12 protein-coding genes and 1 pseudogene are annotated in these 12,910 nt (G+C 71.6%); 11 read left to right on the top strand and 2 right to left on the bottom strand.

The features are described 5' to 3' along the window. Positions 1 to 52 precede the first annotated feature (52 nt). The 8 genes from ACFVH0_RS30690 (at position 53) to ACFVH0_RS30655 (ending at position 7,520) form a co-directional block, all read left to right on the top strand. Positions 53 to 874 (top strand): BTAD domain-containing putative transcriptional regulator, encoded by an 822-nt coding sequence (locus ACFVH0_RS30690; RefSeq protein ID WP_385825489.1) that lies wholly within the window; start codon positions 53 to 55, stop codon positions 872 to 874. A 132-nt stretch (positions 875 to 1,006) separates the two neighbouring features. Beyond that, positions 1,007 to 1,768, top strand: a complete 762-nt coding sequence (locus ACFVH0_RS30685; RefSeq protein WP_385825487.1) for a thioesterase II family protein — start codon at positions 1,007 to 1,009, stop codon at positions 1,766 to 1,768. 5 nt (positions 1,769 to 1,773) lie between these two features. Next, positions 1,774 to 3,042 (top strand): beta-ketoacyl-[acyl-carrier-protein] synthase family protein, encoded by a 1,269-nt coding sequence (locus tag ACFVH0_RS30680; RefSeq protein ID WP_385825485.1) that lies wholly within the window; start codon positions 1,774 to 1,776, stop codon positions 3,040 to 3,042. Further along, positions 3,039 to 4,364 (top strand): beta-ketoacyl synthase N-terminal-like domain-containing protein, encoded by a 1,326-nt coding sequence (locus ACFVH0_RS30675; RefSeq protein WP_385825483.1) that lies wholly within the window; start codon positions 3,039 to 3,041, stop codon positions 4,362 to 4,364. The genes ACFVH0_RS30680 and ACFVH0_RS30675 overlap by 4 nt, the downstream gene beginning before the upstream one ends. Positions 4,365 to 4,451: 87 nt before the next feature. After that, entirely contained in the window at positions 4,452 to 4,715 is a 264-nt protein-coding gene (locus tag ACFVH0_RS30670; RefSeq protein WP_385825481.1) for an acyl carrier protein, read from the top strand. Positions 4,716 to 4,734: 19 nt separating this feature from the next. Next, entirely contained in the window at positions 4,735 to 5,994 is a 1,260-nt protein-coding gene (locus ACFVH0_RS30665; protein WP_385825480.1) for an FAD-dependent monooxygenase, read from the top strand. Positions 5,995 to 6,759: 765 nt separating this feature from the next. After that, a complete protein-coding gene (locus ACFVH0_RS30660; protein ID WP_385825478.1) occupies positions 6,760 to 7,212 on the top strand; it encodes a MarR family transcriptional regulator in 453 nt (150 codons plus the stop codon). Then, positions 7,209 to 7,520, top strand: a complete 312-nt coding sequence (locus ACFVH0_RS30655; protein WP_385825476.1) for a replication initiation protein, RepL2 — start codon at positions 7,209 to 7,211, stop codon at positions 7,518 to 7,520. The genes ACFVH0_RS30660 and ACFVH0_RS30655 overlap by 4 nt, the downstream gene beginning before the upstream one ends. A 164-nt stretch (positions 7,521 to 7,684) precedes the next feature. On the opposite strand, the pseudogene ACFVH0_RS30650 reads toward ACFVH0_RS30655, so the two are convergent. Both ACFVH0_RS30650 and ACFVH0_RS30645 read right to left on the bottom strand, forming a co-directional pair. Next, positions 7,685 to 7,895 (bottom strand): annotated as a pseudogene (locus ACFVH0_RS30650) (HAD family hydrolase); the annotation flags it as partial. Between the two features lie 311 nt (positions 7,896 to 8,206). Further along, positions 8,207 to 8,677: a nuclear transport factor 2 family protein gene (locus ACFVH0_RS30645; protein WP_385825474.1), complete on the bottom strand. Its 471-nt coding sequence runs from the start codon at positions 8,675 to 8,677 to the stop codon at positions 8,207 to 8,209. 131 nt (positions 8,678 to 8,808) lie between these two features. On the opposite strand from ACFVH0_RS30645, the gene ACFVH0_RS30640 reads away from it, so the two are divergent. Genes ACFVH0_RS30640 through ACFVH0_RS30630 form a run of 3 tightly spaced genes read left to right on the top strand, consistent with a single transcriptional unit; the run spans position 8,809 to position 12,895 of the window. Then, on the top strand, positions 8,809 to 10,401 hold the full coding sequence (locus ACFVH0_RS30640) for a class I adenylate-forming enzyme family protein (protein ID WP_385825472.1): 1,593 nt from the start codon (positions 8,809 to 8,811) through the stop codon (positions 10,399 to 10,401). Continuing rightward, positions 10,398 to 12,086, top strand: a complete 1,689-nt coding sequence (locus ACFVH0_RS30635; RefSeq protein WP_385825470.1) for an FAD-dependent oxidoreductase — start codon at positions 10,398 to 10,400, stop codon at positions 12,084 to 12,086. The genes ACFVH0_RS30640 and ACFVH0_RS30635 overlap by 4 nt, the downstream gene beginning before the upstream one ends. After that, complete coding sequence (locus ACFVH0_RS30630; protein WP_385825468.1) at positions 12,086 to 12,895, top strand: SDR family NAD(P)-dependent oxidoreductase; 810 nt, start codon at positions 12,086 to 12,088, stop codon at positions 12,893 to 12,895. Before ACFVH0_RS30635 ends, ACFVH0_RS30630 begins: the two co-directional genes overlap by 1 nt. Positions 12,896 to 12,910 lie beyond the last annotated feature (15 nt).

The raw sequence follows: 12,910 nt of genomic DNA, 5'->3' as shown, positions 1-12,910 counted from the left end.
GGAAGTCGAAGGCTGAAAATCGATGGGAACTCGACGAATTACGGAGGAGACCGTGAAGATTCAGGTTCTGGGTCCGTTGAGTGCCGAGGTCAACGGGGGCTCGATTGTTCCGACGGCCGGCAAGCCGCGCCAGATTCTGGCGTTGCTCGCGCTGTACCCGGGGCGGGTGATGCCTGTACAGACCCTCATGGAGGAGATCTGGGGCACCGAACTTCCGCAGAGCGCGCTCACCACCCTGCAGACGTACATCCTGCAACTGCGCAGAAGACTCGGCACGGCCATGGGGCCGGGGGCTCCGGGCAACGCCAAGGACGTGCTGGCGACGCGGCACGGCGGCTATCTGCTCCAGATACCGCCGGACTCCGTGGACGTGCACGCGTACGACAGTCTCGTGGCCGAAGGACAGAGCGCGTTCGAGACCGGGGACGACGAGCGCGCGGCCGAACTGCTGCGCAAGGCGCTCGGACTGTGGAACGGTCAGGCGCTGGTCGATGTCCGGGTCGGACCGATCCTGGAGATCGAGGTCATGCGGCTGGAGGAGAGCCGGCTCGTGACGATCGAGCGGCGCATCGACGCCGACCTCAGGCTCGGCCGGCACGCCGAGGTCATCGCCGAACTGACCGAGCTGATCGCCCGGCACCCGCAGCACGAGGGACTGCACTCGCAGGCCATGGTCGCGCTGTACCGCTCCGGCCGTCAGGCCACGGCGCTGGACGTCTACCGCAGGCTGCGCGGCCGCCTGACGGACGAACTGGGTGTGGAGCCGTCCCCCCAACTGCAGCGCCTGCACCAGGCGATGCTGACGGTCGATCCCGCGCTGGACGTGATGGCGGGGCCGCGCCGCGGATCGACGTTCGACCTCTACGCGGCCTGACCCGGACCGCAGCCAGGGCCGCCCCACCGTCCCGCCGCAGCGCGGCCTCGCACCCCGCAGGACCCGTTCGAGCCCGTCTCAAGCGAGTTCGGTGAGGGTGGAGGCCGACGTGGCGGTTCCGGGGAGGTGGCGATGGGCGGCAGACAGACCCTGCGGCTGCACTGTTTCGCGCACGCGGGGGCCGGAGTGTCCTCGTTCCACCGCTGGGACAAGGCCGCCGGCGGTGCGGTGCGGACCTCGGCCCGGCCGCTGCCGGGACGGGACGAACGGCGCCGCGAACCCCGGCTGACCGGACGCGAGGAACTCCTCGCCGACCTCGGGCCCCTCTTCGAGCGGATAGCCGAGGACCCGGCGGAGCCGTACATGCTCTACGGGCACAGCCTCGGCGCGATGGTCGCCCTCACGGTCACCCAGGAACTGCACAGGACCGGGCTGCCGATGCCCGCACTGCTCGCCGTCGGGGCCTGCCCGCCGCCGCACGCACCCGCCGCGCTCACGGACGCCGCCGAGCTGCCCGACGAGGAACTGCTGCGCGTACTGGACGGGTTCGGCGCGCTGCCGCCCGGAGTCCGGCCGGGAGACGTGTGGTTCCGGTCGGTGGTCCCGGTGCTCCGCGCCGATCTGCGGCTCGCCCGCGATCTCCGTGCCGCCGCCACCGGGCCTGCGGCACCCGGCCCCGTGCCCGTACCGCTGCTCGCGGTCGCCGGCCGGGAGGACCCCCTCGCCGATGCCGGGACCGTCGCGGGCTGGGAGCACTGCACCACCGGAAGGTTCGTCCGGCGCACCGTGCCCGGCGGCCACTTCTTCGTCCGGGGCCGCGAACTGCCCCGGATGCTCGGCCGGGCCGCCCGCATCGTGCTGCGCGGCCACCGCGACCAGACAGAACAGGGGTAAGGGCGATGAGACGAGTCGTCATCACGGGCATCGGGGTCGTGGCGCCGGGCCGCCCGGGCACCAAGGAATTCTGGGCGCTGCTGACCGAGGGCCGTACGGCCACCCGCGCGATCACGCTTTTCGACGCTGCCGACTTCCGCTCCAGGATCGCCGCCGAGGCGGACTTCGACCCGCAGGAGTCCGGGCTCACCGCCGAGCAGGCCGGGCGGCTGGACCGTGCCGCCCAGTTCGCCGTCGTCAGCGCCCGGGAGGCGCTGGCGGACAGTGGGCTGGCCGGCGCGTACGACGCCACGCGCACCGGCGTCACCCTCGGCAGCGCGCTCGGCTGCACCACCGGGCTCGACGCCGAGTACGGGGTGGTCAGCGAGGGCGGCACCCGTACCCTCGTCGACCACACCAGAGCCGTTCCCCACCTGTACGACTACTTCGTGCCCAGCTCGATGGCGGCCGAGGTGGCCCGTACGGCCGGTGCGCAGGGGCCGGTGGCGCTGGTGTCCACCGGCTGCACCTCCGGACTCGACGCGATCGGTCACGCCGTGGACCTGATCCGCGAAGGCAGTGCCGACGTGATGGTCACCGGTGCGGCCGAGGCGCCCATCACACCGATCACGGCCGCCTGCTTCGACGCCATCCGCGCCACCTCCACCCACAACGACGAACCGGAAACCGCCTCCAGGCCCTTCGACCACACCCGCAACGGGTTCGTCCTGGGGGAGGGGGCCGCCGTCCTCGTCATCGAGGAGTACGAGCACGCCCGCGACCGCGGCGCGCACATCTACGCCGAGATCTCCGGCTTCGCCTCGCGCAGCAACGCGTACCACATGACCGGGCTCAGGCCCGACGGTGCCGAGATGGCCGCCGCGATCACCGCCGCGCTCGACGAGGCGCGGCTGCTGCCCGCGGACATCGACTACATCAACGCGCACGGCTCCGGCACGAAACAGAACGACAAGCACGAGACCGAGGCGTTCAAGCGCAGTCTGGGGCAGCGGGCCCACGAGGTCCCGGTCAGCTCCATCAAGTCGATGATCGGGCACTCGCTCGGTGCGATCGGGGCCCTCGAAGTGGCCGCCTGCGCCCTGGCCATCGAGCACGACACGGTCCCGCCGACGGCGAATCTGCACGAGCCCGACCCGGCCTGCGACCTCGACTACACACCGCTCACCGCACGCCGTCTGCGCACCGACGCGGTACTGACCGTCGGCAGCGGCTTCGGCGGCTTCCAGAGCGCGATGATCCTGACCAGCCCGAGCCTGGAGGGCGCAGCCGCATGACCACCGTCATCGCTCCCCGCGACCGCACAGAAGTTCCCCGCGACCGCGCCGAATCCGCCACCGGCCATCGCACCGAATCCGCCACCGGCACCGCAGCCCGCACCGCCGAGGCCGTCATCACCGGGATCGGCGTCGCCGCCCCCAACGGACTGGGCACCGAGGCGTGGTGGGCGGCCACCCTGCGCGGTGAGAGCGGTATCCGTCCGCTGTCCCGGTTCGACGCGGGCAGCTATCCGGTGAAGCTGGCCGGTGAGGTGCCCGGATTCATCGACGCCGACCATGTCTCCAGCCGGCTGCTGCCGCAGACCGACCGGGTCACCCGGCTCTCGCTCGCCGCCGCCAAGGAGGCGCTCGACGACGCCGGGGCCGATCCGGCGCAACTGCCCGACCACGCCGCGGGAGTGGTCACCGCCAACTCCTTCGGCGGCTTCGAGTTCGGCCAGCGGGAGCTGGAGGCGCTGTGGAGCAAGGGCGGCCGGCATGTCTCGGCGTACCAGTCCTTCGCCTGGTTCTACGCGGTCAACAGCGGTCAGATCTCCATCCGGCACGGGCTGCGCGGGGCCTCCGGGGTGATCGTCTCCGAGCAGGCCGGCGGTCTCGACGCGATGGCGCACGCCCGTCGCCAGGTCCGTAAGGGCGCCCGGCTCGTCGTCACCGGAGGCATCGACTCCGCGCTGTGTCCGTGGGGTTGGGCGGCCTATGTCGCCGGTGGCGGGCTCACCGACCGCGTGGACCCCGCCCGCGCCTACCTGCCCTTCTCCGAGGACGCGAGCGGCCATGTCGTGGGCGAGGGCGGCGCGCTCCTGATCCTTGAGAACGCCGAGGAGGCGCGGCGGCGCGGGGCCACGGTGTACGGCATCCTCGCCGGGCACGCCGCCACCTTCGACGCGGACGGGGTCTGCAGGCTCGGCGCGGCCGCGGAACTCGCCCTCGCCGACGCGGATGTGCACCCCGACGAGGTCGACATCGTCTTCGCCGATGCCGCGGGCGACCGCGCGGCCGACCGGGCCGAGGCGGTCGCGATTACCGCGCTCTTCGGGCCGTACGGGGTGCCCGTCACCGCGCCCAAGTCGATGACCGGGCGGCTGGCGGCGGGCGGCGCGTCCCTCGATGTGGCGGCCGCCCTGCTCGCCCTGCGCGACCAGCTGATCCCGCCGACCACCGGCACCGAACTCCCGGCGGACGACTGTCTGCTGAACCTGGTGACCGGGGCGCCCAGCCCGGGCCTGGGGCTGCCGCTGCGTACCGCGCTGGTGCTGGCCCGCGGGCGCGGCGGCTTCAATTCCGCCGTTGTCGTCCGGGCTCCCGAGGCCGCTGCCTGAGCTACACGCACCCCGATACCACCCCCTGAGCAACGCGCACCCGGGAATCACCGAAGAACCGCACGACCCCGAGGAGAAAAGACACCCATGGACCGGCTCGGACTCAGTGACCTGACCCGCATCCTGCGCGAGTGCGCGGGAGAGGAGGAGGGCGTCGACCTCGACGGCGACGTCCTCGATCTGAACTGGATGGAGCTCGGCTACGACTCCCTCGCTTTCCTGCAGACCGTCGGACACATCGAGCGGGAGTACGGGGTGCTCCTCGACGAGGAGGCGCTGGACGAGGCCGACACCCCGCGGCTGTTCCTGACGATGGTCAACGAGGCGCTCGCCGCCAGAGCCGCGGTCTGAGCGGACGGCCGGCGAACCGATGGAAGCGCCCGAGACCGACGTCCGCATGGAAGCGGCCGAGACCGACGTCCGCATGGAAGCGGCCGAGACCGACGTCTGCATCGTCGGGGCGGGGCCCGCGGGCCTCGCCCTGGCCCTCATGCTGCTGCGCTCCGGGGTCCGGGTGACGCTCGTCGAGCGTTCCACCGCGCTGCGCCGCACGTTCCACGGCGAGATCCTGCAACCCGGCGGTCAGCGTGTCCTCGACGAGCTGGGAGTGCTCGACGCGGCACGGGCCCGCGGGGCCGCGCTGCTGGGCGGCTTCCAGGTCCTGGAACGGGAGCGGGTACTCCTCGACATCGACTACTCCCGGCTGCCCGCCCCGTACGACTGCCTGCTGGCCCTGCCCCAGCCGCACCTGCTGGACGAACTGCTCACGGCCTGCCGCAGCCTGCCCGGTTTCGCTCTGCTGGAGGGCCACCGGATCGCCGCCCTGCGCGAACGCCGTCCGGGCAGCCCCTGCACCGGCATCTTCGCGAACGGTCCCGACCGTACCCGGATCGCCATCGAGGCCCGGGTCGTCGTCGGCGCCGACGGTCGCTTCTCCAAGACGCGCGCGCTGGCCGGGATCGACGCGGGACGCTCCGAGTCCTTCGCGCACGACGTGGCGTGGTTCTCGCTGCTGGCGCCCGGCCGGGAGACCGGGCGGGTACGCGTGCACCGCGCGGCCGGCAGCGCCGTACTCGTCCACGACACCCACCCCGACCGGCTGCGCGTCGGCTGGACCCTGCCGCACGGCGGCTGGCGCCGGCTCGCACGGCGCGGGATCGACGACATCCGGGCGGAACTGGCCGGTGCGCTGCCGCAGTTCAAGGACCTGCTGCACGACCAGATCAGGTCGATGAACGACCTCACCCTGCTCGACGTGTTCGCCGCACACGCCCGCGAATGGGTGCGCGACGGTCTCGTCCTCATCGGGGACGCCGCCCACACCCACGGCCCCATCGGCGCCCAGGGCATCAATCTGGCCCTCCAGGACGCGGCCGCCCTGCACCCCGTCCTGCTCGACGCACTCGCCGCCGGACAGCCGACCCGCGAGCGCCTGGCCCCCTACGCCCGGCTGCGCGGCCCGGCGGCGGCATCGGTCCACCGGATGCAGCGCATGCAGGCGAAGGCCATGTTCGGCGGCGGCAACCCCGTCGCAGGCTTCCTGCGCGCCCGTGCTGCGACCCTGGTGACCCGCACCCGGCTGGGCGCGCTGATCACCCGGAAAGTGGCCTACGGCACCGGATCTCCTTGACCCTGCGCAGCACCAGGCACCAAAAAAACGGCTCTTCACGCCCATTGGTCGGTGCATCCTCGGCCCTGGCGGGCCTCCGGTGCACCGACGGGGGTCCGCGGGTGGTCGGGCGGCCGCAGACCGGTGGGGGCGGTAGGGAACAGAGTGGCTGAGGCCGGGCGGGGCTGATCGAGACATACATGGCGGATGTTCCGTCGGCTGCGGCCGCGTCGTGGCGTGCTTTCGTCGGCTGAGGCCGGGGGATGCGAGCAGGGTTTTCACCGACGGGAGCGAGCGGGGCTCGCGCTGAAGGCGCTGTCGGGAAGCACTGGGCCCAGCCCTGCACGACTGCCTTTCACAGGCTGAGGTGCTGTGGAGCTGTCGAATCGACGGCCTGTCCTACCTGTTGGAGAGCGCGCAGAGGTCAAAGGTGTCGTGGCCTGGGAAAACGCATTTTTCATCAGGTTCTGACGATCTGGCACCCAGTTCTCAGCATCGTGCACCCAGTTCCTGGGATCAGGGCAGGCAGTTTCAAGGATCGTGGTGCCCATGTCCTGAGAACCGTGACCACTGCTGTAGGACATGAGTAGATTGACGTCACGTACATGAGTAGATGCCATAACCGGGCGGGCCACAGCTGTGGCGACGGATTGACGGCAGGTCGATCGGCGCGTCCTGGAGGCGGGGTCCATCCACTTGGTGCTCATGTACGTTAGGTTCATCTGGTCGGCCCACAGGGCCGCTGCTCATGTACATCACAGCAATGCCCATTCAGGGGAGGGCCCGTTGGGAGCGGTACGCAGACTGGTCGATGCCGACACGGGCGAGGCCATCCCCTATGCGCCCTATGCCTTCTCCGGCGAGCACATCCAGGTCGACAAGGCCAGGGTCGAAGCGATCACCGAGAGCAAGGAATTCACCCCGAGCCAGAAGTTCATGGTGCTGTGGTGGATCGGGGTCTCCCCACAGGGCATGGCACCGCTGAGAGCCACTGGTGCGGACATCGCCAAGAAGGTCGGCATGACCGCCGATGCCGTGGGAAAGATCAACCGGAAACTCCTCAAGCGGCGCATCCTGATCGAGCGCGGGCGCATCGGTAACTACAGGCTGTACCGCATCAGCCCGTACATCGCCTTTCACGGTCCCGGGATCGAGCAGCGGGAAGCGATCAGGGCGTGCAACCCGCCGGACATCCCCGGTTTCGACAACACCATCCCTTCGCTCTGGGAGGCCCAGTGAACAACGACGACAAGCAGAGGCTCCTGGACGTCCTCCACCGCACCGTCGGCATGACCGCCAACCAGCGCCTGGTCGTCATGCTCTACGCGATGCACCCCACCGACCGCGCCGGTGCCGTCATCGAGACCGGCGCCAACCTCGCCAAGCTCGTCGGCATGTCTCCGACTGTCTTCTCCCGGACCCGGCGCCAGGTCATCGAGGCCGGCTGGCTTGAGGAATCCGACCGGCTCGCACACATCAGCTACTACCGGCTCAGCGTGAAAACCACAGGCGAAGACGTCGTCGTCCCCCTGCGCCGCGCAACCTGAACGGCTCCGAGGAGCAGAGCTCATGTACCTGAGGTCAATGAGTACCGATCCCGGGGCCGGTACTCATTGACCTCAGGTACATGACCGTCGGCATGACGCCCCTGTCATTCCGCTCAGGTGCCAGGGGCGGTGGGGATACTTTTTGCCCTCGCTCAGGGCGGTGCATACTCCGCGACCAGGTCACGGACCGCTGAGGCCAGGACCTCGGGCATGCCTGCTGTCTGATCGGCGGTGACTTCCTGCGGATCGCCGACGGGTGTCGGCAACGCTCTCGGGGTCGCGGACCCCTGCCATCCACCAGCCGGTGCGTCGTATCTGCTTCGGCGTGCCCGCCTCGTACAGGAAGCGGCCCACTGCGGACAGGTCGTCAGCCACGGCCTTCTCCACTCACGCCTCGGCGAGGCGGATCGCGTACCGGATGCCCTCCGACTCCGGGCGCGCCCGCGCCGACAGCTCCCGGCTGTCCGACATCACGGGCAGGGACGCGCGCAGCCTGTTCCCGATCGGGGCCGTACGAGATTCAGGGCGCGACCGGCCCCGATATCACGCTCCACCTGCACAAGGAGCTGTGCCCGCTGCCTGCCTCGGCGCGGGCGACGCCGCACCGCGCGAGCGGCGGTCCCGATCCTCGTCCGGGCGGTGCATGTCGCCCGGACATGGGCCGGGACCGGCGCCCGGCCGCCCGGTCACGCCAGGTCGTCGCGGGTCACGAGCCGGTGGACGACCCGCCAGTCGCCGCGCGAGCGCGCGAGGGTGTCCTCCATGACGCACACCCGGTGCACCCGGGCCTCCCCGCCCTTCGGGGTCAGGTACACCAGCGCGTACGCACGGGTGCGCAGCGTCCCGTTGGGCTGCGGCTGGACATCGACCATGCCCAGCCAGTGGCGCAGCTGCTCGCCGCTGCGCGCCTGCGTCTCCTTGTTGCGCCGCACGTTCGCGGCGAGTTCCTCCCGGCCGCGTACCGGCTGCGGCAGCGTCGGTACGTCGAACACGGCGTCCGGGGTGAACGTGCCCGCCCACTCCTGCGCCGCGAAGGAGTCGAACAGCTGCATCTGGTGCGCGTAGAACTGCTGGACCTCCGCATACAGCAGGCCGAACCGGCCGGGCTGCTGATACAGCGGGCTCACATGGTGCTGCTCGGCGGCGAGCACGGTCATGGGCTGACTCCGTTCCGTCGGTTCCGGACAGCTTCTGCCGCGAAGATCGAGCGGCCTTCGAAGATTCCTCAAGCGCCCCCGCCAAGGCTTTCGAAGCGTTCACCCGCTTCGGGAGCCAGGAGGACAGCACCATGCCGACGTTCGTGTACCCGAGAATCCGGCTGGACGGCCTGCTTCGGCAGGCCGCGGTACGCGACCCGGCGGGCTGCGCCCTGCGCACGGCCGCCGGTCCGGTCACCTTCGCGGAGCTCGACGACCGGGCCGACCGCATCGCCGCCCACCTCGAAGGCACCCTCGGCCGCCGCGGCGCGCGTGTCGGCGTGGCCAACACCCTCGACGAGGTCTTTCCCGCCGCGTACTACGGGACGGCGCGCAGCGGGAACACGGTCGTGCTGGTCAATCCGCTGCTCAGGGCGGAGGGCCTGGAACACGTCCTGGCCTCGGCGGCCGTCGAGGTGGCGTTCGTGCCCACGGCCACCGCCGAACTGCTGGTGAAACTGGCCGACCGGCTGCCCGCCCTCCGTGCCGTCGTCGTCACCGACGCGTCCGAGGGGATCGTTCCTTCCGACGCGGTGCCGCTCGGGGCCGCGCTGGACTCCGTACCCGGCCGACGGTCGCTGCCCGCCCTCGCCACCGATCTCGACGCGGACGTCTGCGTCCAGTTCACCACCGGAACCACCGGCCGGCCCAAGGGCGTCCGGCTCAGCCACCGCAATCTCGTCGCCAACGCCGCCCAGACCGCCGCCGCCCACCACCTCGGCAGCGACTCCGTCACCCTCAACCATCTGCCGCTCTACCACGTCATGCACCTCAACTCGGCGATGTACGCGGGCGCCGAGCAGGTGCTGTGCACCGACCCCGACCCGTTGGTCTCGCTGCGGTACGCGGCGGAGGCCGGGGCCACCCACTACTACGGGCTGCCGGCGCGCCTGCACCGCCTCGCCCGGGACGAAAGGCTTCTCGCGGACCGGGGCCGGGCGCCCGGCGGGCCCCGGCTGACGGTCGTACTGTCCGGCGGCACCGCGCTCGCGCCCACGGCCGCCCGGGTGCTGAGCGACCGCATCGGCGTACCTGTCGTCCAGGGGTACGGGATGGCCGAACTCTCCCCGCTGTCCCACTGCCAGAGTCCGTACGGGCCGGGTGCGGTCGGTGGGGTCGGTGCGGTGGTGCCTGGGACCGAGTGCCGGATCGTGCACCTCGACACCCGCCAGGTGCTGGGCGCCCACGCCACCGGAGAGGTGCAGATCCGTGGGCCGCAGGTGACGGCCGGGTATCTGGACGGTTCGGGGCCGGCGCCCGTGGACGCCGACGGATGGTTCTCCACCGGGGACGTCGGCCACCTGAACGACGACGGGCAGCTGTTCCTCGTCGACCGGCTCGGCGACGTCTTCAAACACGACAACGAACTCGTCTCGCCCAGCGCCGTCGAGGCGGTCCTCGGAGAGGACCCCCGGGTCACCGACTGCATCGCCGCGGGCTGGCCCGACGACGTCCACGGAGCGGTGGTCTGGACGGGCATCGTGCTGCGCGACCCGGCCGCCCCCGGACTGCCCGCGGTGGTGGACTCCATCGTCGAGCGGGCCAACGCACGCCTCGCCCCGCACGAACGGATTCACCGTGCCGAAGTGCTGGACGCGGTCCCGCGCACCCCCGTCGGAAAACCGGAACGGCGCGTGTTGCGCCGGCAGTTGAGTACCCGTGCAGCCGAGGAGGCCGCCGCATGAACCACAAGGAGCGTGTACTCGTCGTGGGCGCCGGCCCGGTGGGGCTGACCGCCGCCCACGAACTGGCCCGCCGCGGCCTGCGGGTACGGCTGGTCGACGCGGCCGCCGGGCCCGCGACCACCAGCCGGGCGGTCGCGGTCCACCCCCGCACCCTGGAGACGTTCGACCAGATGGGAGTGGTCGAACCGGTACTGGAACGCGGGCGCCGCAACCGGGCGTTCACGATGTACGCCGGGGGACACCGCCTGGTCCGGCTGAACGCCGACTACCGGACGATGCCGACCCGCTACCCGTACACCGTCATCATCGAGCAGACCCGCACCGAGGAAGTGCTGCGCGCGGCGGTGGCCCGGCTCGGTGTCACCGTCGAATGGGGCGTCCGGCTCACCGGCATCACCCAGGACCGGCACGGCGTCCGGGCAGGGCTGGAGCACGCCGACGGCAGCACCGAGGAGTACGACGTCCCCTGGCTGGTCGGCTGCGACGGCGGGCACAGCACCGTACGCAAGGAGCTGCGGCTGCCGCTGATCGGCGAGTCCAGCGAGACCTGGGAACTCGCCGACGCGACGGTCACCACCGAACTCCCGCAGGACAGCATCTACTGGGTGCACACCGGCGGGCAGGCCCTGATGATGGTCCCCTACCAGGACGAGGGACGCTGGCGGCTGCTCGACACCGCGCCCCGCCCAGGTGCCGACCCCGCACGGGCCGCCGCCCGCTTCGGTGCCAAACTCGGCGCCGGACTCGGCCACCGGGTGACCGTCGGCGCTCCCGACTGGTCCTCCGTCTTCACCTTCCAGCAGCGCATGGTGCCGCGCATGCACGACGGCCGCTGCTTCGTCGCCGGGGACGCCGCCCACGTACACAGCCCCGCCTCCGGGCAGGGCATGAACACCGGCATCCAGGAGGCCTACAACCTGGCCTGGAAACTCGCCATGGTCGCCCGGGGCCAGGCCGGCCGCGAGCTGCTCACCACCTACGACGAGGAACGCGTGCCCATCGGCCGGGCGCTGCTCGGCTCCACCCGCACGGCCACCTCCCTGGTCCAGTTCAAGAACGCCCTGGCCGGCGTCATGCTGCCGGTCGTCTTCGGCGTCGTGCGCCGGGTGGCGCCGCTGCGCCGGGCCATTCAGCGCAAGGTGCTCGGCGGGCTGTCCGGGCTGCGGATCGGCTATCCGGGGAGTTCGCTCACCACCCCGGGCTCCGGCCGGGGAATCCCCCCGGGCAGCCGGGCCGCGGCGGCCGTCGCCGCACGGCAGCCCGGTGACCCCGCGGCGGAGGAGCTGCGGGCCGAACTGCGCGACACCCGGTGGACCCTGCTGTACGCGGCGGGCGGCGGACCGGACGCGGATCTGGTCGCGGCGGACACGGCCCACGCCCACGCGCCCTGGCTGTCCGTACGGACGATGCGTGCGGTCGGCGACGCCACCGGTCCCGATCCGCTGGACGACCCGCGCGGACGGCTGCGCGCGGCGATGGGCCTGGGCGCGGGCGGCTGGCTGCTGATCCGCCCCGACGGCTACGTCGCGAGCTGCGGCGCCCGGCTGACCCGGCACGAACTGGAGCGGGCCCTGTCCCCGCTCGGCCCGGTCCGTGCCCGGCGCGGTCTCCAGCACTCGTCCGGTGTTCCTCAAGCGGTTCCGGACACGGTCGAGGCTCCGACCCCAGAACTGGAGGCACCCTGATGACGGCATCGACGGCGGCACCCGAGAGCCCGGTGGCGCTGGTCACCGGAGCCACGAGCGGCATCGGCCTGGCGGTGGCCAGGGACCTCGCCACCCGCGGACACCGGGTGTTCCTGTGCGCCCGTACCGCCGAGGCGGTCGAGGAGACCGTCGGCAAGCTGCGGGCCGAGGGGCTGGAGGTCTCCGGCACGGCTGCCGACGTGCGTTCCAAGGAGCAGGTGCGGTCCCTGGTCGCGGCGGCCGTCGCGACGTACGGGCCGATCACGGTCCTGGTCAACAACGCCGGGCGCAGCGGTGGTGGTCCGACCGCCGACATCAGCGACGAGCTCTGGTACGACGTCATCGACACCAACCTCAACAGCGTCTTCCTGCTCACCCGCGAGGTGCTCAAGCACGGCGGACTGACCGGGGCAGCGGCGGCGGGCGGCCACGGACGGATCATCAGCATCGCCTCCACGGCGGGCAAGCAGGGCGTGCTGCTGGGCGCCCCGTACTCGGCCTCCAAGCACGCCGTCGTCGGCTTCACCAAGGCGCTGGGCAAGGAACTCGCCCCGGCCGGGATCACCGTCAACGCGGTCTGCCCCGGATACGTCGAGACGCCGATGGCCGAGCGGGTGCGGGCCGGTTACGCGGCCGCCTGGGACACCACCGACGAGGAGGTGCGGGAGCGGTTCGAGGCGAAGATCCCCCTCGGGCGCTACTCGACACCGGAGGAGGTGGCGGGGCTGGTCGGCTATCTGACGACGGACCTCGCCGCTTCGATCACGGCGCAGGCGCTCAACGTCTGCGGCGGGCTGGGCAACTTCTGATGACGACCGGGAGGC

The organism is Streptomyces sp. NPDC127117 (assembly GCF_042677325.1).
Taxonomy (GTDB): Bacteria; Actinomycetota; Actinomycetes; order Streptomycetales; family Streptomycetaceae; genus Streptomyces.
This window is presented reverse-complemented; position numbering and strand designations above follow the sequence as displayed.